Annotated in this window: 22 protein-coding genes; 7 read left to right on the top strand and 15 right to left on the bottom strand. The window is 66.3% G+C overall.

Annotated features, from left to right (window positions below; all coding sequences use genetic code 11):
• Nucleotides 1–32: 32 nt before the first annotated feature.
• Together QWJ37_RS08180 and leuS are read right to left on the bottom strand one after the other, a co-directional pair.
• Nucleotides 33–1,046, bottom strand: a complete 1,014-nt coding sequence (locus tag QWJ37_RS08180; RefSeq protein ID WP_290245016.1) for a DegV family protein — start codon at nucleotides 1,044–1,046, stop codon at nucleotides 33–35.
• Nucleotides 1,047–1,057: 11 nt separating this feature from the next.
• Nucleotides 1,058–3,556 (bottom strand): leucine--tRNA ligase, encoded by a 2,499-nt coding sequence (gene leuS / locus QWJ37_RS08175; protein ID WP_290245015.1) that lies wholly within the window; start codon nucleotides 3,554–3,556, stop codon nucleotides 1,058–1,060.
• A 351-nt stretch (nucleotides 3,557–3,907) separates the two neighbouring features.
• Between leuS and QWJ37_RS08170 the strand changes: the two genes are divergently transcribed.
• On the top strand, nucleotides 3,908–4,990 hold the full coding sequence (locus QWJ37_RS08170; protein WP_290245014.1) for an RNA polymerase sigma factor: 1,083 nt from the start codon (nucleotides 3,908–3,910) through the stop codon (nucleotides 4,988–4,990).
• Nucleotides 4,991–5,082: 92 nt separating this feature from the next.
• On the opposite strand, the gene QWJ37_RS08165 is transcribed toward QWJ37_RS08170, so the two are convergent.
• The 5 genes from QWJ37_RS08165 to QWJ37_RS08145 all read right to left on the bottom strand — a co-directional run bounded on the left by QWJ37_RS08165 (nucleotide 5,083) and on the right by QWJ37_RS08145 (nucleotide 10,922).
• Nucleotides 5,083–6,087 carry an SDR family oxidoreductase gene (locus QWJ37_RS08165; protein WP_290245013.1) on the bottom strand — a complete coding sequence of 335 codons (1,005 nt, stop codon included), beginning with the start codon at nucleotides 6,085–6,087 and terminating at the stop codon, nucleotides 5,083–5,085.
• Complete coding sequence (locus QWJ37_RS08160; RefSeq protein WP_290245012.1) at nucleotides 6,084–7,064, bottom strand: bile acid:sodium symporter family protein; 981 nt, start codon at nucleotides 7,062–7,064, stop codon at nucleotides 6,084–6,086. The genes QWJ37_RS08165 and QWJ37_RS08160 overlap by 4 nt, the downstream gene beginning before the upstream one ends.
• The gene (locus tag QWJ37_RS08155; protein ID WP_227901784.1) at nucleotides 7,064–8,410 is read right to left on the bottom strand and encodes an NAD(P)-binding domain-containing protein; all 1,347 of its coding nucleotides are present in this window, start codon (nucleotides 8,408–8,410) and stop codon (nucleotides 7,064–7,066) included. Before QWJ37_RS08155 ends, QWJ37_RS08160 begins: the two co-directional genes overlap by 1 nt.
• 185 nt (nucleotides 8,411–8,595) lie before the next feature.
• Nucleotides 8,596–10,119 (bottom strand): glycerol kinase GlpK, encoded by a 1,524-nt coding sequence (glpK, locus tag QWJ37_RS08150; protein WP_290245011.1) that lies wholly within the window; start codon nucleotides 10,117–10,119, stop codon nucleotides 8,596–8,598.
• 56 nt (nucleotides 10,120–10,175) lie between these two features.
• Entirely contained in the window at nucleotides 10,176–10,922 is a 747-nt protein-coding gene (locus tag QWJ37_RS08145) for an MIP/aquaporin family protein (protein ID WP_290245010.1), read from the bottom strand.
• 198 nt (nucleotides 10,923–11,120) lie between these two features.
• On the opposite strand from QWJ37_RS08145, the gene QWJ37_RS08140 reads away from it, so the two are divergent.
• Genes QWJ37_RS08140 through QWJ37_RS08130 form a run of 3 tightly spaced genes read left to right on the top strand, consistent with a single transcriptional unit; the run spans nucleotide 11,121 to nucleotide 13,995 of the window.
• On the top strand, nucleotides 11,121–11,957 hold the full coding sequence (locus QWJ37_RS08140) for an aldo/keto reductase (protein WP_290245009.1): 837 nt from the start codon (nucleotides 11,121–11,123) through the stop codon (nucleotides 11,955–11,957).
• Nucleotides 11,957–12,901, top strand: a complete 945-nt coding sequence (locus tag QWJ37_RS08135; RefSeq protein ID WP_290245008.1) for an alpha/beta hydrolase — start codon at nucleotides 11,957–11,959, stop codon at nucleotides 12,899–12,901. The genes QWJ37_RS08140 and QWJ37_RS08135 overlap by 1 nt, the downstream gene beginning before the upstream one ends.
• 2 nt (nucleotides 12,902–12,903) lie before the next feature.
• A complete protein-coding gene (locus tag QWJ37_RS08130; protein ID WP_290245289.1) occupies nucleotides 12,904–13,995 on the top strand; it encodes a glycosyltransferase family 1 protein in 1,092 nt (363 codons plus the stop codon).
• A 37-nt stretch (nucleotides 13,996–14,032) separates the two neighbouring features.
• Here QWJ37_RS08130 and QWJ37_RS08125 read toward each other — a convergent pair whose 3' ends face one another.
• A complete protein-coding gene (locus tag QWJ37_RS08125; RefSeq protein WP_290245007.1) occupies nucleotides 14,033–15,049 on the bottom strand; it encodes an NADP-dependent oxidoreductase in 1,017 nt (338 codons plus the stop codon).
• 40 nt (nucleotides 15,050–15,089) lie between these two features.
• Nucleotides 15,090–15,545, bottom strand: coding sequence for a MarR family transcriptional regulator (locus QWJ37_RS08120; protein ID WP_227901779.1), 456 nt, complete (start codon nucleotides 15,543–15,545; stop codon nucleotides 15,090–15,092).
• 141 nt (nucleotides 15,546–15,686) lie between these two features.
• Here QWJ37_RS08120 and QWJ37_RS08115 point away from each other — a divergent pair, with 141 nt between their 5' ends.
• From QWJ37_RS08115 to QWJ37_RS08105, 3 genes are all read left to right on the top strand, one after another.
• Entirely contained in the window at nucleotides 15,687–16,667 is a 981-nt protein-coding gene (locus QWJ37_RS08115) for an aminoglycoside phosphotransferase family protein (RefSeq protein ID WP_290245006.1), read from the top strand.
• A 118-nt stretch (nucleotides 16,668–16,785) separates the two neighbouring features.
• Entirely contained in the window at nucleotides 16,786–17,232 is a 447-nt protein-coding gene (locus tag QWJ37_RS08110; RefSeq protein WP_227901777.1) for an Hsp20/alpha crystallin family protein, read from the top strand.
• Between the two features lie 207 nt (nucleotides 17,233–17,439).
• On the top strand, nucleotides 17,440–17,583 hold the full coding sequence (locus QWJ37_RS08105; protein WP_290245005.1) for a hypothetical protein: 144 nt from the start codon (nucleotides 17,440–17,442) through the stop codon (nucleotides 17,581–17,583).
• Between the two features lie 13 nt (nucleotides 17,584–17,596).
• Here the strand turns inward: QWJ37_RS08105 and QWJ37_RS08100 are convergent, their stop codons facing one another.
• The 6 genes from QWJ37_RS08100 to mihF form a co-directional block, all read right to left on the bottom strand.
• Nucleotides 17,597–19,741, bottom strand: a complete 2,145-nt coding sequence (locus QWJ37_RS08100) for a primosomal protein N' (protein WP_290245004.1) — start codon at nucleotides 19,739–19,741, stop codon at nucleotides 17,597–17,599.
• A 7-nt stretch (nucleotides 19,742–19,748) separates the two neighbouring features.
• Complete coding sequence (gene metK, locus QWJ37_RS08095; protein ID WP_227901774.1) at nucleotides 19,749–20,972, bottom strand: methionine adenosyltransferase; 1,224 nt, start codon at nucleotides 20,970–20,972, stop codon at nucleotides 19,749–19,751.
• 63 nt (nucleotides 20,973–21,035) lie between these two features.
• Complete coding sequence (gene coaBC, locus QWJ37_RS08090; protein ID WP_290245003.1) at nucleotides 21,036–22,283, bottom strand: bifunctional phosphopantothenoylcysteine decarboxylase/phosphopantothenate--cysteine ligase CoaBC; 1,248 nt, start codon at nucleotides 22,281–22,283, stop codon at nucleotides 21,036–21,038.
• A 32-nt stretch (nucleotides 22,284–22,315) separates the two neighbouring features.
• Entirely contained in the window at nucleotides 22,316–22,579 is a 264-nt protein-coding gene (gene rpoZ, locus QWJ37_RS08085) for a DNA-directed RNA polymerase subunit omega (protein ID WP_186764241.1), read from the bottom strand.
• 26 nt (nucleotides 22,580–22,605) lie between these two features.
• A complete protein-coding gene (gene gmk / locus QWJ37_RS08080; RefSeq protein ID WP_227927755.1) occupies nucleotides 22,606–23,190 on the bottom strand; it encodes a guanylate kinase in 585 nt (194 codons plus the stop codon).
• 28 nt (nucleotides 23,191–23,218) lie between these two features.
• Nucleotides 23,219–23,536, bottom strand: coding sequence for an integration host factor, actinobacterial type (gene mihF / locus QWJ37_RS08075; RefSeq protein WP_227901770.1), 318 nt, complete (start codon nucleotides 23,534–23,536; stop codon nucleotides 23,219–23,221).
• Nucleotides 23,537–23,549: the final 13 nt, after the last annotated feature.

Here is a 23,549-nt window from a genome sequence, read left to right as displayed (position 1 = left end):
GGACAACACCCGGGAATCCCGGGCGTGCTTCCCTAGGCCTTGTCTGCAGGGGCAACCCCGCCGGATCCCAGCTCACCGGGGTTTGCGGGCCCCTCCTGTGTGCGGGTCCCGGACCCGGCAGCCCCGTCGCCGGCCACCGCCACCGCCAAAACGCCCAGCCCGGCATGGGCCGCCAGAACTGCCGGGAGCGGACAGATAAGGATTTCCACCTCCGGGGCCGCGGCACCGATGATGCCGGCAAGCCGCTCCGCCTCGGCCGCATTGCCGAAGTGGTGCACCGCGGCACGGACCTTTCCGGTCCGGCCGGCAATATCCTCCTGCACCAGTTCGGCCAGCCGGGCCAGCGCTTTCGGGGCGGTGCGGACACGTTCCAGCGGGACCACCCGACCGTCACGGATCACCAGGATCGGTTTGACGGCCAGCAGGGTACCCAGCCAGCCGGCGGCAGCCCCGATGCGCCCTCCGCGGCGCAGCTGGTCCAGGCTGGGCACGTAGAAAAGTATGTTTGAGTCCGCGGCCACGGCGCGTGCGCACGCGGAGACGGTCTCTGCCGAGTTGCTGCTCCGGGCACTCTCGGCAGCCGCGGCCACGGCAAAACCCAGTCCCATGGCCGCCGTCGTGCTGTCGATCACTTCCACCGGAACGGATGCGGAGCGGGCGGCCAGCCTGGCGGAGTCCACGGTGCCGGAGAGCTGCCCGGACAGGTGCACGGAGACCACCGAGGTGCAGCCGGCGGCTGCCAGCTCGGCATACGCAGCCTCAAACCGGCCCGGTGCCGGACGGGAGGTGCGTACCGGGTGCCCCTGGGCCAGGGCCATGGCCAGTGCCGGGATCAGGTCTTCGGAGCCTTCCCCGTAGATCTGGTCGCCGATCATCACCGGCATCGGAACAACCCGCACGAACTCCGACGCCTTCGCCGCTTCGGCCCACCCCGCGGGCAGGGCGGCTGCCGAGTCGGTGACTATGCCCACGACCGGCCCGGGGGCGGCGGCAGTTGCCCGCTGCCGCCCCCTGGCCCGCAGTGCGAGCCGTTCCAGCCAGTCCATGGTTCCGGTGCCTAGGCCGGAACGATGTTCACGAGCTTGGGCGCCCGGACAATCACGGTGCGGATGCCGCGGCCGTCCAGGGTGCGCTGCACGGCCTCGGAGGCCAGCGCGGCCTCGCGCAGGTCGTCCTCGGAGATGTCCGCGGCCACCTCGAGGCGGTCACGGACCTTCCCCTGGACCTGGACCACAGCGGTGACCGTGTCCTGCACCAGCAGGGTTTCATCCACAGTCGGCCATCCGGCGTTCACCACGGAGGCGTCGCGGCCCAGCAGGTTCCACAGATCCTCGGCCGTGTACGGGGCGAAAAGGCTCAGGATCACGGCAACCGCCTCGGCCGCTTCGCGTACTGCCGGGTCGGCACCGCCCACGCCGGAATCGATGGCCTTGCGGGTGGCGTTGACCAGCTCCATCAGCTTGGCCACCACCACGTTGAACTTGTTGTTCTCCAGCAGTTCGGTGGCGTCCGCTACGGTCCGGTGGGTCATGGCACGGAGTTTTTTGTCCCCGCCCGTGAAGGCGATGCCGGGTTCGCTGCTGACGTCCTGGCCGAGGCGCCAGGCGCGGGCCAGGAACTTCGCAGAGCCCGACGGCGAGACGTCCGCCCAGTCGACGTCGTCCTCCGGCGGGGACGCGAAGATCATGGTCAGGCGCACGGCGTCGACGCCGTACTTATCCAGCTGCTGGCCCAGGTCCACGCCATTGCCCAGGGACTTGGACATGGCCTTGCCCCCGTTGAGCACCTGGCCCTGGTTCAGCAGCGAGCTGAAGGGCTCACTTGCCGGCAGCAGGCCCATGTCATGGACCACCTTGGTGAAGAACCGCGCGTAGAGCAGGTGCAGGATGGCGTGCTCGACGCCGCCCACGTACTGGCCAACGGGCATCCAGTTCTTCGCAGCCTCGGGATCGAACGGGCCCTCGGTGAAGTGCGGGGAGACAAAGCGCATGAAGTACCAGGACGAGTCCACGAAGGTGTCCATGGTGTCGGTGTCGCGCTTGGCGGGGCCGGCACACTTCGGGCAGGAGACGTTGACCCATTCCTCGGCCGAGGCCAGGGGTGAGGTGCCCTTCGGCGCCAGGGCCTCGCCCTTCAGCCCGGTGGGCAGGGTGACGGGCAGCTGGTCATCCGGAACCGGAACCTCGCCGCACTTTTCGCAGTGGATGATCGGGATGGGCGTGCCCCAGAAGCGCTGGCGGGAGAGCAGCCAGTCCCGCAGGCGGAAGTTCACGAACTTCTCCCCCGTGCCCTGCTCTTCGAGCATGGTGATGGCGGCCGGGATCGCTTCGGACTTCGGCAGTCCGTCGAGGGTGCCGGAGTTGATCAGGGTGCCTTCGCCGGTGGTGGCCACGCCGCTGACGGCGGGATCCTCTTCGCCGGTGTCCAGGACCGCCTTCACGGGCAGGTCGAAGGTCCTGGCGAAGTCCAGGTCACGCTGGTCGTGCGCCGGGACCGCCATGATGGCGCCCGTGCCGTAGTCGGCCAGCACATAGTCGGCGGCCCAGACGGGCAGCTTTTCGCCGTTAAGCGGGTTCACTGCGTAGCGGCCGGTAAAAACGCCGGTCTTGGTGCGTTCGGTGGACTGGCGCTCGATGTCCGAGAGGGTCTTGACCTGTTCCCGGTACGCCGTCAGCGCATCGCGGTTCTCATCGGTGACCAGGTCCATCGCCAGCGGTGCGTCTGCCGCCACGACAAAGAACGTGGCACCGGCCAGGGTGTCCGGGCGGGTGGTGAAGACGGTGACCTGCTCTTCGCCCTTGCCGCCGGCGGCTTCGATGACGAAGCGGACGTGGGCACCTTCGGAGCGGCCGATCCAGTTCTTCTGCATAGCCAGCACGCGCTCGGGCCAGTGGCCCTTGAGCTGCTCCATGTCATCGAGCAGGCGGTCCGCGTAATCGGTGATCTTGAAGTACCACTGGTTCAGGGACTTCTTGGTGACCTGGGTGCCGCAGCGTTCACAGGCGCCGTTGACTACCTGTTCGTTGGCCAGCACGGTCTGGTCCTTGGGGCACCAGTTGACCGGGGAGTTCTTCCGGTAGGCCAGACCACGCTCGTAGAAGCGCGTGAACAGCCACTGGGTCCAGCGGTAGTACTCCGGGTCCGAGGTGTGGATGCGGCGGGACCAGTCAACACTGATGGCGTAGCGCTTGAAGGATTCAGCCTGGGTTTCAATGTTGCGATAGGTCCAGTCGCTGGGGTGCGCGTTGTTCTTGATCGCGGCATTCTCAGCCGGCAGGCCGAAGGAATCCCAGCCGATCGGGTGGAGCACGTCGTAACCGAGCTGGCGCCAGTAACGGGCGACGACGTCGCCCATGGCGAACGCTTCGGCATGGCCCATGTGCAGGTCACCCGACGGGTAGGGGAACATGTCCAGGACGTAGCGGCGCTCGCGCGAGCCGTCGTCGGCAGGGGCGAATACGCCAAGGTCCTCCCAGACCTGAGGCCATTTCTGCTCGATGGCCGCGAAACTGTAGACGGCCTCTTCCTGCTGATCAGTCTGTGACTGCGTGCTCACTATGCTTCGCCTCTGTCCTGAAAGAAAAATGTTGATCCGCGCATTCCGGGCCCGTGTTCCCCGTCCCGGAAAACCGGGTCCTCCCCAGACACACAAAAGCCCCTCGACAAGCAAGGGGCGGCCGCGCACGGACGGTGCGCGGCTAGCTAAGGAGGAGTACTGCGCTCATTTCTCCACTTTACAACAGAGCGTGCGCTCCGGAAGCAGGATGACGGGGTGAGCCGCAGCGGGAAATTCCGACCGGCAGCGTATCTTTTTGGCGGCTCCGTGCGTCTACCGGTTAAAGACTCTGGCGCAATGCCATTGTTGGTTCAGGACCGCCGGGGGCGGCCCGGGAAAAGGAGCGGAGAAATGTCAGTGGAGACAACCCCTGCTGTGTCATTGGCGGGCATGGAAAGCAACAGTGCGGGACTGGGCGGGATTCCGCATCGGCTGCGGCAGGTCCGGCGCGATTTCCTGCTCGCATTGGAGCCGGTTCGTCCTTCCGTTTACCGTTACTGCCGAAGCCTGGCCGGAAACGTGTGGGACGCGGAGGATCTGCTCCAGGACACCCTGGCCAAGGCACTGGCCGAGGCATCCCAGCGGCACGAACCCATCCGGAACCCTCAGGCCTGGCTGATCCGCATTGCCACCAACACCTGGCTGGACACCGTCCGGCGCAGCAACCGGAGCACGACGGCGGATTTCAGCACACCGGAGATGGACCGCCCCGATGACGGCGCCGCCGATCCCCTTACAGCCGTGGCCGTGGAAGCCGCCCTGCTGCGCCTGGTGCTTCTCCTGCCCCCGAGGGAGCGCGTCTGCGTGGTCCTCAAGGACGTCTTCGGCTATTCCCTCGCCGAAACCGCTGACGTGCTTGAGACCAGTGCCGGTGCGGTGAAATCGGCCCTGCACCGCGGCCGGAGTACGCTGGCTGCCGCGCAGGAGCCGTCCTCCCGTGCCGATAGTCCGGCCGACGGTTCGGCCCGCAGTTCCGCGGCGGGCACTCCCGCAGGCAGTTCCGCGGCGGCTCCTGCCGGGCACGCCGACTTGCTGCGCCGGCTGGCGGATGCGTTCAATTCCTACGACATTGAGTCCATGGTCAGCCTGTTCCTTGCAAACGGCCGGACCGAGGTGGTGGGCAACGTCAGCGAAACCGGACACGAGGAAATCCGTACCGGTTCGCTGGAGCACACGTTCGGTCCGGATGCGCCCGAGATCTACCGGGCCACCGTGCATGCGTTCGACGGCGAGGAAGTTATCCTGCTGTGGGAGCGGCCCAAGGACAGTCCGCACGCTGCGGAGGTGGTGGCCGACGTCGTCCGGATGCGTGCAGCCGACGGCGTGCCGCTGATTGCCGAAACCAAGGTCTATTACTTCTGCCCGGAACTGCTGGCGGAAGTGGCCGGCGGCCTGGGACTGCCTTTCAAAACCAACGGAGTGTCCTACTTCTGACCGGCGGTGCTGCGGCTCCTGACCGGCAGCGCCGCGGCGCCGGGGAATTTCCCGGCGCCGCAGGCCCCTCCGTCATCCAAGTGCACCCGGCCCTAGCGTGCAGCCGCATCCCGGCGCCTGCGGGCTCCCTGCGCCTCCCCGGCTTCCTGTGCCTCGCGCGCCGCCCGAAAGGCCAGGAACGCTTCCCTGCTCGTGCGGCCGGGGGTGTAGCCGAACTCCTCTTTAAGCGCCCTGTTGTCCAGCACCGGCCGATAGCGCAGGAACCGCACCCGTTCCGGACCGTGCACCGTCAGCCGGAGCCTGCTGCCGAGCCAGAGCGCTGCGGCCAGCACCGGAGCCGGGACCGTGATGGTGCCCCGTCCCTGGAGCGCGGCGATCTCCCGGACGGTCAGTGCGCCGTCGCCGGCCACGTTGTAGATGCCGCTGCGGCCGGTGACGGCAGCCTGCACCATCACCCCGGCAACGTCTTCATCCCAGACGAAAACGAAGGGTGACTCGCTGCCCGCCACCCTCAGCAGCCGCGGGGCGTCCAGCAGGGCGGTGATCTGGTTGCGGACCCGTTCCCCCAGGATGGTGCCGATCCGGAAAACTGTCTGCTTCAGTTCCGGATGCTCAACGCGGACCCGGGCCAGTTCCTCCTCCACCAGGCGTTTGTGCTGTGAATAGGCGAATTCGTCGTTCCCGCGGATCGGGTCGGCTTCGGTCAGCCACGGGGAGTTATCCGGGTGGTAGCCGTAGGCGGCCCCGGAGGAGGAAATGATCACGTGTTTGACGCCGGCGGCAATGCAGGCCGCCAGGACGTTGCGTGACCCGTCCACGTCCACCCGGTATTCCTGTTCCCGGGTGGTGCTTTTCCCGGGGTTTACGATTGCCGCCAGGTGCACCACCGTGTCTATCCGGTGCTCTGCCAGCAGCCGCGCGACCTCCGGTGAGCACACGTCTGCGAGGGCGTAGGCGACGCCGTCGAGCCGTCGCTCCGGAGCCGGTTCCCGGATGTCGAGGCTCAGTACATGGGTGATATCGGGGTGTTCGGCCAACCGTGCCACCACGGCACTGCCCAGGAACCCGTTGCCGCCCGTAACGCAGACGCGGGTCACCGGTCTGCTCCGTTTGTTGCCGCGGCCGGCGGTTCAGCAGCCGGCGGTTCAGCATCCGGCGGTTGGGCCGCTGCCCTGCCTGCCCGGGCGTCCCTGCGCCGCCACCAGGCGGCCAGCAGGAGTCCGGCCAGGATGTCCCAGATGCCCCACCAGGCAGCAACCATGGCCATACCGCCCAACCCGGCGAAAAAGGTCAGGGTCAGGCCGAGGCCCAGGCCGGTATTCCGGGCTCCCACTTCGAAGGCGAAGGCCCTCCGGCTGGGCTCGTCCAGCCGGACGGCTGCCGCAGTCCAGTAGCCCACGGCCAAAGCCACGGCGTCGTGCAGCAGTACCACCAGGAAGATGGTGCCCAGGTGTTCGCGCAGCGGCCCGAGGTTGCTCGCCGTGCCCGAAACAATAAAAACCAGCAGGGCGATCAGGCCGATGCGCTGGACCCAGGGCCGCACTTTATCGGTAATGCGCGGGTAACGCCGGGCCAGCGGCATCCCCAGGGCGAAGGGAAGTCCGATGATCAGCAGGACCTGGATCAGCATCTCCCACCGGTCCAGCGAGAATTCCCGCATCAGGGATTCGGTGCCAGGGTTCAGCCGTGCCCACAGGGCTACGTTCAACGGCATCACTGCAATGGCCACCAGGTTCGACACCGCGGTCATGGACGCCGAGAGTGCCACGTTTCCGTGGGCCCGGTGCGTCAGAACGTTGGATATCCCGCCGGGCGGGCAGCACGCCACCAGGATCATGCCCAGCGCAATCGACGCCGGCACATTCAGGAGCAGAGCCAGCCCCACGGTTACTGCCGGCAACACCAGGTACTGGGCGGCAATGCCCACCAGTACCGCTTTGGGGCTGCGCAGCACGGTTCGGAAATCAGCCGGCCGGACTTCCAGGGCGATGCCGAGGATGATGACCGCAAGGACCACGTTCAGGATCACCAGGGACCCCGGGGTGAAACTCAGGACAACGTCGTCAATGGACATCAGGCATTCACCTCGTCCCGTGCCGGGGCGGGCGCAGCCAGCTGTTCCAGGTGGGCGTCCAGTTCGGCCCGGTACGCGTCTTTGTTGACGTAGTAGCTCATTCTGTCGAGGCCGAGGTAGCGGTACCCGCCCGTGACGTCCGGGCCGGGCCCGGCGATGCGCCGGGCGAACCGCTCCGCCGACGCCGGATCGTCGCGTTGGGCCGCAAGATAGGCCGCGGCCAGCTCGGCCTGCCGGTACCGGCCTTCCCAGCCCAGGCCCGAGGCTTCCACCATGCCGATCATCAGCAGGTTGGCTGCCTGCCGGCTGAAGATGTTCAGGTACAGCGACGGTGACGGTCCGGTCCAGCCCAGCAGCTGTGGGTCCAGGAACGGATAGTCCAGCAGGTACCCCGTGGACAGCAGGATCAGGTCATACTCCCCCGATGTGCCGTCCCGGAAGTGCACCGTGTGCCCGTCCAGCCGGTCTATGTCCGCCCGGACCCGGAGATCGCCGTGTCCCAGGTGGTGCAGCACCAGGGAGTTCACGACCGGGTGCGACTCGTAGATACGGTAATCCGGCTTCGGAAATCCGTACCGCTGCGGGTCCCCGGTGAACATGCGCAGGAGCCGCTTGTCCAGGAACTGCTTCAGGGGGCGCGGCAGTGGCCGGCCCTGGTTGAGGGTGTCCGTCGGCCGGCCGAAAACATACTTGGGCACGAAGTAATAACCGCGGCGGACACTGATATCAACGGCGGCTGCGTGATGCACGGCGTCCACCGCTATGTCGCAGCCGCTGTTGCCTGCCCCGACTATCAGTACCCGCTTCCCGGCCAGCTCAGTTGCCCGCTTGTAGGCCGCGGAATGAAGGATCTCGCCGGCAAACTGTCCGGCGAAACGCGGAACCGACGGGGTGTGCAGTGTTCCGGATGCGACCATCACCGCGCTGAACCTGCCGTTTCCGGGCCCGTCGGGACCGTCCCAGCTGACGGTCCAGGCATCCCCTGACGGGACTGCGGACGTGACCGCTGTGCCGAAGCGGATTCGGTGGCTCAACCCGAAGTGCTCGGCATAGGCCGTGAAGTAGGCCTTCAGGTGCCTATGCCCGGGATAGTCCGGGGTTCCCTCCGGCATCGGGAACTCGCTGAACTGGGTGGTGGACTTGGAGGAGATCAGATGCGCGGACTCATAGACCGTGCTGGCCGGATTCCCGATGTTCCAGAGCCCGCCGACCTCGGTGTGGCGTTCGAAGCCCACAAAGTCGAGTCCCTGTTTTGCCAGTGCACGCATGGCCGCAAGGCCGCTGGGCCCGGCGCCGATAACGGCAACCGGAAGCGCCGTATGTGTTGTATTGGATTCGGAAGACACTTCTACCTGTTTCTGTGATCTGCATCACCATTGATGCTGACCGAACGCTACCGAACCTGTCCCGGGGCCGCCAACCAACGCGCCGAATGTGACGAACTCCGGGTACGCAAATGCCCCGGCGGATATCCGCCGGGGCATTTGCCAGCCGTTACCCGACGAGCTCTGTCGCCGGTTGGGACCGTAGGTTACTGGACGTCGTCATCAACCCAGTCGAAGGTCTTGGTGACGGCCTTCTTCCACAGGCGCATCTGGCGCTGCCGCTCGGAATCTTCCATCTGCGGGCTCCAGCGCTTGCCTTCATCCCAGTTCTGGGAGAGTTCCTCGGTGTCATTCCAGAATCCGACGGCCAGGCCGGCGGCGTAGGCGGCACCCAGCGCGGTGGTTTCAATGACCTTCGGGCGGACAACGTCCACGCCGAGGATGTCCGCCTGGAACTGCATGAGCTCATCATTGGCCACCATGCCGCCGTCAACGCGCAGCTCGGTCAGCGGAACACCGGAGTCAGCGTTCACGGCGTCAAGAACCTCGCGGGTCTGGAAGGCGGTGGCCTCCAGAGCGGCGCGTGCAATGTGGTTCTTGTTCACGTAACGGGTCAGGCCAACGATGGCGCCGCGGGCGTCGGAGCGCCAGTACGGTGCAAAGAGGCCGGAGAATGCCGGGACGATGTACACGCCGCCGTTATCCTCCACCTTGCGGGCCAGTTCTTCGATTTCCGGAGCGCTGTTGATCATGCCCAGGTTGTCCCGCAGCCACTGGATCAGGGACCCGGTAACGGCAATGGAGCCTTCCAGTGCGTAGACCGGCTTGGCGTCACCCAGCTGGTAGGCAACCGTGGTGATCAGGCCGTTCTCCGAACGGACAATTTCCTCGCCCGTGTTGAAGATCAGGAAGCAGCCCGTGCCGTAGGTGTTCTTGGCAGCACCCTTGGTGAAGGCTGCCTGTCCGAAGGTCGCGGCCTGCTGGTCACCCAGGATGCCGGCCACCGGGGTTTCGCGCAGCAGCTGCGAACCGGCCACCTGGCCGTACACCTCGGAGGAGGAACGGATTTCCGGCATCATGGACTTCGGAACGCCGAATTCCCGAAGGATGTCCTCATCCCAGGTCAGGGTTTCCAGGTTCATGAACAGCGTGCGGGACGCGTTGGTCACATCGGTGATGTGGACACCGCCGTCGGGTCCGCCGGTCAGGTTCCAGACGATCCAGGAATCGGTGTTGCCGAAGATGAGGTCCCCCGCCTCGGCCCGCTCCCGGGCCCCTTCGACATTGTCCAGGATCCACTTGATCTTCGTGCCGGAGAAGTACGTTGCCAGCGGCAGGCCAACGGTGTCCTTGAAGCGGTCCAGGCCGCCGTCCTTGGCCAATTCGTTGACGATCGGCTGGGTCCGGGTGTCCTGCCAGACAATGGCGTTGTACACCGGCTCGCCCGTCTTCCGGTCCCAGACGACGGCGGTCTCACGCTGGTTGGTGATGCCGACGGCGGCAATGTCGTGCCGGGTCAGGTTGGCCTTGGACAGCGCGGTGCCGACAACCTCGCGCACATTGGTCCAGATTTCCTGCGGATCGTGCTCAACCCATCCGGCGTGCGGGAAGATCTGCTCGTGTTCCTTCTGCCCGGTGGAAACAATGCTTCCGTCATGGTCGAACACGATAGCCCGGCTGCTGGTGGTGCCCTGGTCGATGGCGATGATGTACCTGGGATTGTCAGGCATTGGTTCTGCTCCTTGAGTGGGGGTTTAGACGTATGGCCGGGCTGCGGCCGTGTGGGTTACAGCGGAAGGACGGGAAGGGGGATCTGGGCCCCCAGCAGACCGCCCAGTGCGCCGCCGATGAGCGGACCGACAACCGGAACCCAGGAGTAGGACCAGTCGCTGTTGCCCTTGTTGCGGATGGGCAGCAGGGCGTGGACGATGCGGGGTCCGAGGTCACGTGCAGGGTTGATGGCGTAGCCGGTGGGGCCGCCGAGGGAGGCACCGATACCGAGAACGACCAGCGCGACGGCCAGCGGGCCGAGGCCCGACGGGGTACCTGCAAAGGCGACGATGGTAAAGACGAGGATAAACGTGCCCACGACCTCGGTGACAACGTTCCATCCGTAGGAGCGGATGGCCGGGCCGGTCGAGAAAACGCCCAGGATGTTGGCGGCGTCGGGTTCGTCGTCGAACTGCTTTTTGTACGCGAGCCAGGCGACAAAGGCGCCGATCATCGCGCCGACCATCTGTCCGGCGAAGTACACCAGCGTTGAGGCAAAGGAAACTTCGACACCGGGGGCATACTCGTCGGCGCCGCTTGCCCACAGGCCCACGGTGACGGCGGGGTTGATGTGCGCGCCGGAAATTGCGGCAGCGTAGACACCGGCAAATACACCGATTGCCCAACCAAAGTTGACCATCAGGAAGCCGCCGCCGGCTCCCTTCGTCTTGGCCAGGGCCACGTTGGCAACAACGCCGCAGCCGAGAATAATGAGAATGGCGGTACCCGCCAGCTCACTGATGAAAACTTCACCCAGAGTCACCATCGACTCCTCCGATCATTCGTATCTGTCCACAACCCAAGCGGGTGTGCGGACTCTTGGGTTCTATGCAACCAATCTTTTGCAAGAAGCGCCATTACCTTAGCCGACCTGTTTGTCGGCGCGCCAATCTTAGGGGAATGAAACAGGTAGTCAGGGCAGGATTTCAGCGCTGTGCCCCTGCCTCGGTAAAGTCGTCCTATGCAGCCGGCACCGAAAATCCCGCTCAATAACGGCGTCCTTATGGACCAGGTTGGCTTCGGCACCTACAAGGTGCCGTCCCAGGATGCGGCCGGACTGTGCCGTGAGGCCCTCACCGCCGGGTACCGCCATGTGGACACCGCGGCCCTGTACGGCAACGAAGCGGGCGTGGGTGAGGCTGTCCGTGGCTTCGTGGCGGACGGCGGTGCCAAGCGCAGCGATGTGTTTGTCACGTCGAAGGTCTGGAACAGCGATCAGGGCTACGACACCACTCTGCAGGCCTTCGATGCTTCGATGTCCCGGCTGGGCCTGGACTACTTGGATCTCTACCTCATCCACTGGCCATGCCCTCAGCGCGGCGAGTATGTGAACACGTACCGGGCGCTCGAGGAGCTCTACGCTTCCGGCCGGGTCCGCGCCATCGGGGTCTCCAACTTCCAGCCCGCCCACCTCGAGCAGCTGCTGGAGGCAACAGGTATTGTTCCTGCGGTCAACCAGATTGAACTGCATCCCTGGCTGCAGCAGGACCAACTGCGCAGCCTGCATGAGCGGCTGGGTATTCAGACCGTGGCATGGAGCCCGCTCGGCCGCGGCGCCGTCCTGGCGGATCCGGTGGTTCTGCGGATTGCGGCGGAGCTGAACCGGACCCCTGCCCAGGTGATCCTGCGCTGGCACCTGGATTCGGGAAATGTGGTGATCCCCAAGGCCAGCACGCCGGAGCGGATCGCGGGCAATCTGGATGTTTTCTCCTTCGAACTCTCCGATGAACAGCGAGCCGCCATTGACGGCCTGGACCGTGGGCAGCGCTCGGGATCCCACCCGGACGAGGTCAACTGATGCCGGGCACCACGGCGGACCCGGCGTCGCATGCCGTCCCCGTGCAGCTCTCCCGGACAGCTGAGGCCCGCCCCATCACAGTTGCCGGAACGGCGCAGCGGTGCTGGGACTTCGCCCCCGCGGATACCGGCGCCGCAGGCAGTGCCGGGGACGACGCCGGCTTCCCGCCGGTTTTTATGGTCCACGGCTTTCGCGGCGACCACCACGGCCTGCTCCGTATTGTGGAGGCCCTCCCCCGCCACCGCGTACTCGTACCCGATCTGCCCGGCTTCGGCGAAGGCAGCCCGCTGCCCGGCCGGCATGACGTGCCGGCCTACGCCGGATTTGTCCGCACGGCCCTGGCGGAACTGGGCCTGGGCGCGGAAACGGTTCTGCTCGGGCACTCATTCGGATCCATCATCGCCTCCCGCGTTGCCGCCGAGTCCCCCGAGCTGATCAGCGAGCTGGTGCTGGTAAACCCCATCTGCGAGCCTGCCCTCGAAGGACCGAAGGCCATAACCAGCAAGGCTGCGGAGCTGTATTACCGGGCGGCAGCGGCGCTGCCGGAGAAACCAGGCATGGCGCTGCTGCGCAGTTCGCTGATTGTCCGCGGCATGAGCATGCTGATGGCCAAGACCAGGGAACCGGGGCTGCGCCGGTGGATCCACGGCCAGCACGATGCCTACTTCAGCGCCTTCGCCAACCGTACCGTGGTCCTTGACGCGTTCCGGGCGTCCATCTCCGAAACGGTGCGGGATGTGGCGGCCCGGCTTTCCATGCCTGTGCTGCTGGTGGCCGCTGAACTGGATGACATCGGTTCGGTTCGCGGGCAGCAGCATCTGGCCCGGACCATCCCGGATGCCGAACTGGTGATGCTGCCCGGCGTGGGGCACCTGGTTCACTACGAAAAGCCGAACGAAGCGGCGGCAGCCATCGAGGATTTCCTGGCCCGGAGGCATTCATGAGGATGCGGCTGGCGGTGGACGCCCGGTTCACCCGCACCGACCACCATGACGGCATCAGCCGGTACGGCGCCAGCCTGATCCGGGCGGTCAGCGAGCATGCCGACGTGCTGATGCTGATTTCGGACGAGCGCCAGCTGGCGCTGCTGCCGGATCTGCCGTGGGTGAAGATCAACAGCCCGATCTCCCCTGCCGAGCTCTTCGTAGCGCTCCGGGTTAACCGGCTGGGGGCTGACGCCGTTTTCTCGCCGATGCAGACCATGGGCAGCTGGGGGCGCAGGTATCCGCTGATTCTCACCCTGCATGATCTGATCTATTACCAGAACCCCACGCCCCCGGGGTTCCTGCCGCTGCCCGTGCGCGGACTGTGGCGCCTGTACCACCTGGCGTACTGGCCGCAACGGCTGCTGCTGAACCGCGCCGATGTTGTGGCCACCATCAGCGAAACCACCCGCGGCCTGATTGCCCGGCACCGGCTCACGCGCCGTCCGGTCAGGATGGTGGCCAACGCGCCGCAGGAGGGTTCGACGCCGAGGAACCCGGATGCCCCGGTGGAGAAGTCCCTGCTGTATATGGGCTCGTTTATGCCGTACAAAAACGTGGAAACCGTCATCCGGGGCATGGAGCACCTGCCGGGCTTCACGCTGCATCTGCTGAGCCGGATCAGTGACGAACGGCGTGCCGAACTGGAGGCGCTGGTACCGGCCGGCGCCCGGGTCCGGTTCCACAACGGCGTCAGCGATGAGGACTATGACCGGCTGCTGCGCCGGGCAACGGCCCTGGTCACGCTGTCCAGGGCCGAGGGCTACGGTCTGCCGGTCATCGAGGCGATGGCGGTAGGCACTCCCGTGGTGGCGAGCGACATTCCGATTTTCCGGGAGGTTACGGGCGGCGCGGCACTGCTGGTGGACCCGGACTCCCCTGCCGGATTCGCGGACGCGGTACGTGCCCTGGCCGAGCCGGACCGGTGGCGAAAGGCGTCCGACGCCGGTGTCCGGCGGGCGAACGATTACGGCTGGGACGTCTCTGCCCGCCAGCTCATGGCAGCGGCCGGGGAGGCTGTCCGCCTGTTCCCCGGCCGCCGCCGTCGTCCGTAGTCCCTCGTCCGTAGTCCCTCGCCAGCTGTCCTGCTGCTCAGCCCAGGTTGACGATCATCTTGCCCTTGTTGGCGCCCTTCATCAGGTCAATGAAGGCCTGGGGCGCATTTTCGAGGCCGTCCACGAAGGTTTCGTCATAGCTGACCGCGCCTTCCTGCAGCCACGTGGCCATTTGGGTGTTGAACTCGTCCACATACCGGCTGTAGCTGCCCACAATGAATCCGCGCAGGGTGATTTCCTTGCCGATGGCGAGGGCCAGGTTGCGGGGGCCGGAGGCGGCGCCCTTGTCGTTGTACTGGGAAATCGCACCGCACATGGCCACCCGGCCGCCCTTGTTCATCACCGAGAGTGCGGCTTCAAGGTGCTCGCCTCCCACGTTGTCGAAGTAGACGTCAATGCCGTCCGCACCGGCGGCCTGCTTCAGCGAGTCCTTCACGGGACCGTCGTGGTAGTTGAAGGCCTCGTCGAAGCCGAGGTCAAGCAGGCGCTGGACTTTTTCCGCCGAACCGGCGCTGCCAATGACCTTCTTTGCTCCCATGACCTTCGCGATCTGGCCGACCAGTGAGCCAACGGCGCCGGCTGCCCCGGAGACGAACACCACGTCCCCTTCCCGAAACTCGGCCACCTTGGTCAGGCCGATGTAGGCGGTTTCACCCGGCATGCCGAGCACACCCAGATACGCACTGGCCGGGGCCAGATCGGTATCGATGACACGTGCACGGGCCCCGTCCAGGACTGCGTAGTCGCGCCAGCCGAGCCAGTGAACCACCTTGTCGCCGGGCTTGTGCGCGTCCGAGCGGGATTCCACCACTTCACCGATGGCTCCGCCTTCCAGCGGGGCGTCGAGCTTAAAGGGCGGGACGTAGGATTTCACGTCGTTCATGCGCCCGCGCATGTAGGGGTCCACGGACATGTGCAGGTTGCGCACAAGCACCTGCCCGTCCTGCAGTTCCGGGACCGGCACCTCGGTGAGGCGGAAGTTCTCTTCCGACGGCCACCCCGTGGGGCGGGAAGCAAGGTGGATTTCGCGGCCGGTTTCGGGGTACGTGCTCATCAATTGAACCTAACTGTTGGGATGGATGGTGCGGATGGTCTTACCGTGACGGTGCCTCATGGTCCTTCACCACGGCCTGCCGCAGTGCCGAATTCACCTTCGCCAGCGTGTCCTGCAGGCTGCGCAGTTCCTCCGGGTCGAGGCCGGCAGCCGCCGCAACGCGGTCAGGAAGGTCCCGGGACTTCTGTTCCAGGGCGCGGCCGGCATCTGTGAGGTGGACCCGGACCCGGCGTTCGTCCTCGACGGCGCGGTGGCGCTGCACCAGCGCTGCCGCTTCCAGGCGTTTAATCAGCGGCGAGAGTGTGCCCGAGTCCAGTTCCAACGCCTGCCCCAGGTCCCGGACGCTTTGCCCGTCCTGTTCCCAGAGCAGGGTCATCACGAGGAACTGCGGGTAGGTGAGGTTCAGTTCCTCGAGCATGGGCCGGTACAGGGACGTGGCCGCACGGGAGGCGGAGTACAGCGAAAAGCACACCTGACGCTGCAGTGATTCGTTCATCCGCCCACCCTAGGACACGATTCAATTGTGCACAACCAAGTGGTGCACCTACCGTGGGTGCACCACAGCTGTGCCGGACATACTTCCGGGACCGGCCGTTGGTTCCCGGCTACAGCAGGCTCCGGCGCATAGGCTGTGCGGATGCACTCCCCTACAGTTCCGGTCACCGATTACCGCCGCACCGCCAGCCGCCGGCCCTGGGCCGGCCTGCCCGCGCCCGTCCGGCAGGAACTGACGGACCTGCTGGGCGGCAGCGTCACGTCCGTACGGCCGGCCGGCGGAGGATTTACCCCGGGCTTCGCCGCAGTGCTCTCCCACGGCGAAGCGCGCAGCATTTTCGTGAAGGCCGCACCGGCGTCGGACGCGTTTGTCTACCCCGCCTACGCACGGGAGGCCCAGGTGGCCCCGCTCCTGCCTCCGGACATGCCGGCGCCCCGCCTGCTGGGTACCCGCACCGTCACCGCCGGGGACACGGACTGGCTTCTCCTGGCCTACGAAGCCGTGAACGGAACAATGCCCGGGCACCCGTGGACCGGGGCGGACCTCGCCGCGATAGAGGCGTCCTGCACCGCATCAATCCGTCTTCTGTCGAACCTGCCGGGGCACCTCTCCGGCAGCCCGGTTTCACAGGACATCACCGCGGTGCCGTCCCCGTTCCAGGCTGTGGCCGACGGCGGGGCGGCGCCCTGGTTCCTGCCGTCCCTCACCGCCGGTGACGCCCGCCGCCTGCAGGAGCTGTGGGAGCTCAGCCCGGAAGCCCTGGCCGGGGACTCCGTGCTGCACGGTGACCTTCGTCCGGACAATATCCTGCTGCGCTCGGGCAAGGCCCTGTTCTGTGACTGGAACTTCCTGGGCACCGGTGCGGCGTGGATCGACTGGGTGGGGGTGCTGCCCTACGCGCGCGGCGGCGGGCTCGACGTCGATTCCTGGCTAACGCGGTCCGCGCTCACCCGCGGGGTTCCGCCCGAGCATATCGATGCATTCCTGGCGGCACTGCTGGCCTACATGGTCCATTCCGGATGCCAGCCGGACGTCGAGTCGAGCCCGCAACTGCGCAGCCACGGGCGGCACACTGCACAGCTGATCCACGCCTGGACCGTAAGCCGGTGGGCACAGAAATAACACTTGGCACTCTAGCCCTGAGAGTGCTAATCTCTTTTCGCAAGTTGAGTGACACTGACTCAACTTTGAAACCGGATACCGCTTGTCTCAAGCGATCGAATGGAGGAGTTGATTTCCTATGGCTATGAAGTTTGATCCGTTCCAGGAACTCGACCGGATGGCACAGGCCCTGCGCGGGGAAGGTTCCCTGCGCGGCATGCCCATGGACCTCTACCGGCAGGGCGACCACTACATTCTTGCGGCCGATCTTCCGGGCATCGACCCCGGATCCATCGACGTCGACGTTGACGGCCAGCTCCTGACCATCCGTGCCCAGCGCACGCTGCACGGCGCTGACGGGGTGAAGTGGCTGACCCGGGAACGTGAAAGCGGATCCTTCCTGCGCCAGCTGAACCTGGGACAGGGCATCGACACCGAAAGGATTGCCGCCAGCTACGAGAACGGCGTCCTGAGCGTGACCATTCCGGTGAGCGAGAAGGCCAAGCCGCGCAAGATTGCCGTCCAGGCGCCGGCGGATGGCGCGGTAATTCAGCAGGACGAACAGCGTGAGGCGGTATCCGCCTAGCGGCACGGACGCAAAAGGGAACGCCCGTCCGGCGGGCGGGACACGGATAGGCGCCAAGGGGCCCGGGAATATCTCCCGGGCCCCTTTTTTGCCTGCCGCAGGCGGTGGCCAATGTCACCGGCAGCGGATTCGGGCACGGTCTCCGGATGGCGGGATACTGGGTGTTAATCGGCTTTTTCTCCACGGGAAAGAGGGATGACGTTGCGAATGCCCACCATCAACCGTCCAGGCTGGATGATCCACGGCGTGCCCCGCGGGCTCCTGGGCCGGCTCTCCCGGCTGGGTACCGCAGCCCAGCTCTCGCTGCTGTCCCTGCTGGGTGCGGCAGCGGTGCTGCTGGAACTGTTGTAGGCGTGGGCCCGGGTTAGAGAACGTCTATCCCGTCAACCCGTACGTAAACAGGATCTCCGGTACGCCTGGCAGATGCTGCGGCCTTGGTGGAGCGCAGGGCAGCCGTAACGGCCGGTGCCGCCGCATAGGGGAAGAAAAGCAGTGTGCGGAAGCGGCCGCCTGCCCCGCCGAGCTGGCCGTCCCGGACCTCCCGCACCTCCGTACCCGTACCCACATCCGCCAGCGGCGCCGGTCCCACGGTTCGCGTGCCGTCCGGCAGCCCCAGCCGTGCAATGAAGGCATCGAGGCCTTCCCTGGACCCGGTCAGTTCCGCATAGCGGACAGCAGGGGGCAGCCCGAGTTCGCGCCGCAGTTCCAGCTCCCGTTCGGCTGCGCCGGCCGGGTCCCAGCGCAGCAGGTGTCCCACGGTGGTGCTGTCATCGGCGGTGACCACCACCAGCCCCTTTTCGCCAGCCGGCCGCACCAGTGCCGCAGCACTGAACCAGCGGCGCAGCGTATCCTCGCCGGCCCGCAGCGATTCGCGGGAAAGCATCGCGTTGCCGTCCAGCAGGATGGCTGCAGCGTAGCCGCCCGGCGCCACCGGCTCCGCGCCGGGCGTGGCAACCACCAGTGCCGGGGCGTCGGGAATCTCGGCACGGACGTGGTCTCCGGCCGATGAGATCACCGTGGTGGAGGGAAACGCGCGGCCCAGCTCTTCGGCTGTGCGTCCTGCCCCCGCAGTGGAGCCGCGCAGGTGCACTCCCCCGCAGTTGCTGCAGTGCCACATAGGCTCCGGCCGGCCACACCAGCGGCAGGCCGGAGTACCGTTGCGGCTGGCCAGCCCCAACGGGCCCGAGCAGTTCCGGCACCGCGCCGGTTCCCGGCAGTCCTGGCAGGACAGTGCCGGCGAAAAGCCGGTGCGTGCCACCTGGACCAGCACCGGACCGCGGGTCAGCCCGTCCTGTGCCGCTTTCCAGGCGGTGTGCGGTATCCGTGCCCTGGCAGCCAGCGGGTCCCGCTCCATGGTGAAGGAATCGGCGGTGCTGACCACCCGGGGCGCCGAGGCACGCACCGTGGAGCGCTCCGCAGCAATCCCTGCGGCCCAGCCGCTGGCCACCAGCCGCTGGGCCTCCGTGCTGCGCGAATGCGATGCCAGGAGCAATGCTGCCCCCTCCAGCTCGGCCCGCAGCAGCAGCACATCACGGGCATGCTGATAGGGTGCCCGCTGTTCGGCATGCAGATCATCGGCGTCGTCCCAGATCACGGCCAGTCCCAGATCCGCCACCGGAGCATACGCGGCGGAACGGGTGCCGATAGCCACCCGGACATCCCCGTGCAGCAGCTGCAGGAAACTGCGGTAGCGCGGGGTGGGGCCGTCTTCGGCGGTGAGCCGGACGAAGGCGTCGGCGCCTATCCGGGCGGTGAGCGCCGTTTGCAGCCGGGCAAGATCCTTGTTGTCGGGCACCACCACCACGGCGCCCCGGCCGGAGATCAGCGTGGACCGGACCGCTTCGGCCACTTCAGCGGGCCAGTCGCGCGGGCCGTAGCCGCCCAGCGAGGAGAGTACGGCGCGCGGACTGTGCCCGGCGGCAAGATGGGTCAGGAAGCGGGGACCGTGCGGATACCGCGCAAACGGGTTGACTCCGGCGCCCTCCGGGCCGGGCGGGACATCTTCCGTTCCGCCCGGAACCCCGGCCGGAGGCTCCCCCGCCCGGGTCTGCAGCCGGGCCTCGGGGGTGAACTCCTTATCCACCCTGGCGGCCCGCGGCGGGATGGCCACTCGCAGTACGTCATGCACGGTGCCGGCATAGCGGGCGGCAACTGCTTCGGCCAGGCGCAGGATCCGGGGGGTCAGTACAGGCTGGGGGGAAATAACCTTTCCCAGCGGCATCAGCCGCGCGGTGGTATCCGCTTCGGCGGCACGTTCGGTGATGAAGCCCGGCAGTTCCTGGCCTCCGAACCGAACCTTCACGCGTGCTCCCGGCACGGCATCCCGGTCGAGTTCGTCAGGAACCAGATAGTCGAACGGCCGGTCCAGGTGCGGCAGCGGCGAGTCCAGCAGCACGCGGGCAATCGGGAGCACCGATGCAGGCCGGGCCTTGCCTACGGGCTTGGCCGACGGCGCGAAGCCGTGCAGCAGGGAAAGCTGCACGGCTTCATCGGAGCGATCCGCGGCCATGGCGGTACTACACGTTGAAGTAGCTGCGGAGGTCCTCGACCTTGTCCTTGCGCTCCCAGGTGAAGCCTTCATCCTCGCGGCCGAAGTGGCCGTGGGCGGCTGTGCGCTGGTAGATGGGACGCTTCAGGTCCAGTCCGTTGATGATGCCCAGCGGGCGCAGGTCAAAGACTTCCTGCACGGCGTCGGCAATACGGGCCGGGTCCACCGTTTCGGTGCCGAAGGTCTCCACGTAGATACCCACGGGGCGGGCCATGCCGATGGCGTAGGCAATCTGGATCTCCGCGCGCCGGGCCAGGCCGGCGGCCACCACGTTTTTGGCCACCCAGCGCATGGCGTAGGCCGCGGAGCGGTCCACCTTGCTCGGATCCTTGCCGCTGAACGCTCCCCCGCCGTGGCGGGCGAATCCGCCGTAGGTGTCCACAATGATCTTGCGTCCGGTCAGTCCGGCGTCCCCCACCGGCCCGCCGATAACAAAGGGACCGCCGGGGTTGATGATGTGCTGGACCTCGGAAATGTCCAGGTCGGTGCCTGCCAGCACCGGGTTGATGACGTGGGCCGCCATGTCGGCGCGCAGCTGCTCAAGATCAAGATCGGCGGCGTGCTGGGTGGAGACCACCACGGAGTCCACGGATACGGGGCGGTCTCCGTCGTAGCCGATGGTGACCTGGGTTTTTCCGTCCGGGCGCAGGTACGGGAGCGTTCCGTCCTTGCGGACTGTGGTGAGCCGCTCCGAGAGACGGTGGGCCAGCCAGATGGGGGTGGGCATCAGGACGGAGGTTTCGTCGCTGGCGTAGCCGAACATGATGCCCTGGTCCCCGGCGCCCTGGGCGTCGTAGGGGTCCTCAACCTTGCCGGTGCGGTTCTCCAGTGAGTTGAACACGCCGGAGGCAATTTCCGGGGACTGCTGGCCGATGGAAACGGAAACGCCGCAACGGGCGCCGTCAAAGCCGTTGGCCGAGGAGTCATAACCGATGTCCAGGATGGTGTCGCGGACCAGCTGCGGGATCTCAACGTATCCCTCGGTGGTCACCTCGCCGGCTACATGGACCAGGCCGGTGGTTACGAGTGTTTCGACGGCTACCCGGGATTCGGGATCAACCTTGAGCAGGCCGTCGAGGATTGCGTCACTGATCTGGTCACAGATTTTGTCCGGGTGGCCTTCAGTGACGGATTCCGAGGTGAAAAGGCGCAGGTTGGACTGCGTCTTGGGAGAGGCGGAAGTAGAAGTCACAGCATTTACTCTACCGGGCGGCCCGGACACTCCCCGAACCGCCCGCATGCGTGCTCAGGTCTGTCAGGGGCGGCGGGCAGCCAGTTCGGCGGCAATCCTTGCAATGATGCGTGCCGAAACCTCGGTTTTGCTGCCGGCCGCGCTTTCCCCGGCGGACCCGGCGGGCTCTGCCGGTGAGAGAATCCTCACCTCGGTCTGGTCCTGGCCGAAGACCAGCGACTTGCCAACCTGGTTCAGGACCAGCAGGTCGCAGCCCTTGCGGGCCAGCTTCCGGCGGCCGTATTCCAGGACATCAGTGGTCGCGTCGCCGGTTTCCGCAGCGAACCCCACGATAAGTGCCGGCGTGGCACCGGTGCCCCGGGCCTGCACGATCTCCTGGAGAATGTCCGGGTTGCGCACCAGCGTGATCACCGGGTCGGCAGTGTCGTCGCTCTTTTTGATCTTGGTCTCCACCACCTTGTCCGGGCGGAAGTCGGCGACGGCAGCAGCCATCACCACGACGTCGGAGTCGGCGGCAGCCTTGTGTACCGCCTCGCGCAGTTCAAGGGCGGTTTCCACCCGCACCAGTTCGACGCCGCCGGGCGCCGGAACCTCCATGTGCGCGGCGATCAGCCGTACCCGGGCACCGGCGGCGAGGGCTGCTTCGGCCAGTGCGGTGCCCTGTTTCCCTGACGAACGGTTGCCCAGGAACCGGACCGGATCCAGGGGCTCACGGGTTCCGCCGGCCGTGACCGTGACGGTAATGCCGGACAGCAGGCCGGAAAGCTCTCCGGCCGAACCGGGGGCCTCTTCCACAGCGGCAAGGGCGGCGGTGAAGATGGTTTCAGGTTCGGGCAGGCGGCCCGGGCCGGAATCCCGGCCGGTCAGCCGGCCCACTGCGGGATCGATCACGACGGCGCCGCGGCTGCGCAGGGTGGCCACGTTGGCCACGGTGGCGGGATGCGCCCACATCTCAGTGTGCATGGCCGGGGCAAACACCACCGGGCCGCGGGCCATCAGCAGGGTGTTGGTCAGCAGGTCATTGGCCTGCCCCGTTGCAGCCCGGGCCAGCAGATCCGCGGTGGCCGGAGCCACCACAATCAGGTCCGCCTCATGGCCCAGGCGCACATGGTTGACTTTGTCCACCTCGTCGAACACCGACGTGGACACGGGGTTCCCGGAAAGTGCTTCCCAGGTGGCAACCCCGACAAACCGGGTGGAGGATTCGGTGGGGACAACGGTGACGGTGTGCCCGGCCTCGGTAAAAAGCCGCAGCAGCGACGCAGCCTTGTAGGCGGCGATTCCGCCGCCCACACCCAGAACTATGCGCACGCTGCTGCCTTCCCCCGGTGAACTGCCGCTGCTTATTCGGCGGTCTCGTTCGGGCGGACCACCAGCATGCCGTCATTGATCTCGCGCAGGGCGATGGACAGCGGCTTTTCGTTCAGCTTGGTTTCCACGAGCGGGCCGACATACTCGAACAGACCCTCGTGCAGCTGGGAGTAGTAGGCGTTGATCTGGCGGGCACGCTTGGCACCGTAGATGACCAGCGCGTACTTGGAATCGGCTGCTTCGAGCAGGTCGTCGATCGGCGGGTTGATGATGCCTTCAGACACAGGGTTCTCCAAAATTCTTGAACGGGATTCGCGGTTTGTCAGCGCTGGCGCGGACTGATTCCCATGAGTGATACAAGCTCAGCTGCAGCCCGCTGGACGTCATCATTAATGACGGTGTGATCGAACTCGGACTCGGCAGCAAGTTCCAGTTTAGCTGTTTCCAGCCGTTGCTGCTGCTCTTCGGGCGTTTCCGTGCCGCGCCCGACCAGACGGCGTACCATTTCGTCCCAGGTGGGCGGGGCCAGGAAGACGAAATTTGCCTCCGGCATGGACTTCTTGACCTGCCGGGCACCCTGCAGGTCAATCTCCAGGAGCACGCTGCGGCCTTCGGCCATGGCGGCCTCAACGGTGCGGCGAAGGGTTCCATAGCGGTTGCGGCCGTGGACTACGGCCCATTCCAGCATCTGGTCCTGCTCGATCATGGAATCGAACTCTTCGGCGCTGACGAAGAAGTAGTGCACACCGTCTTCTTCGCCGGGGCGCGGGGCCCTGGTGGTGGCGGATACGGAAAGCCAGACCTCGGGATAGTTGTCCCGGATGTAGGTGGATACAGTGCCCTTGCCAACTGCGGTTGGACCTGCCAGAACTGTCAGCCGCGGTTGCGACACGTAAACCTCATTCACTCGGTGTTTCTTTGGTGGTGCCGGGACCTCAGTGGTGATCCAGCAGGTCGATCAGCGCCTTGCGCTGATGCACTCCCAGCCCCCGGACCCGGCGGGTAGGCGCTATACCTACCGTAGCCATTATTCCAGCTGCGCGGCGTTCCCCGACACCAGGCAGTGCGCGGAGCAGATCCATCACTTTCAGCCTGCCCACTGCTTCCTCTCCGGAACGGGAAAGAATGACTTCTTCAATGGAGAGGTCGCCGGATTTAATACGTGACTTGATGTCGGCGCGGACGGCCCGGGCCGCTGTGGCTTTTTCCCGGGCCCGGGTGCGCTCGGCTTCTGTCAGTGGCTTGAGGTTCAAAAGACACTCCCGA

It is taken from the genome of Arthrobacter sp. YD2 (assembly GCF_030410475.1).
Classification (GTDB): domain Bacteria; phylum Actinomycetota; class Actinomycetes; order Actinomycetales; family Micrococcaceae; genus Arthrobacter_B; species Arthrobacter_B zhangbolii.
This window is presented reverse-complemented; position numbering and strand designations above follow the sequence as displayed.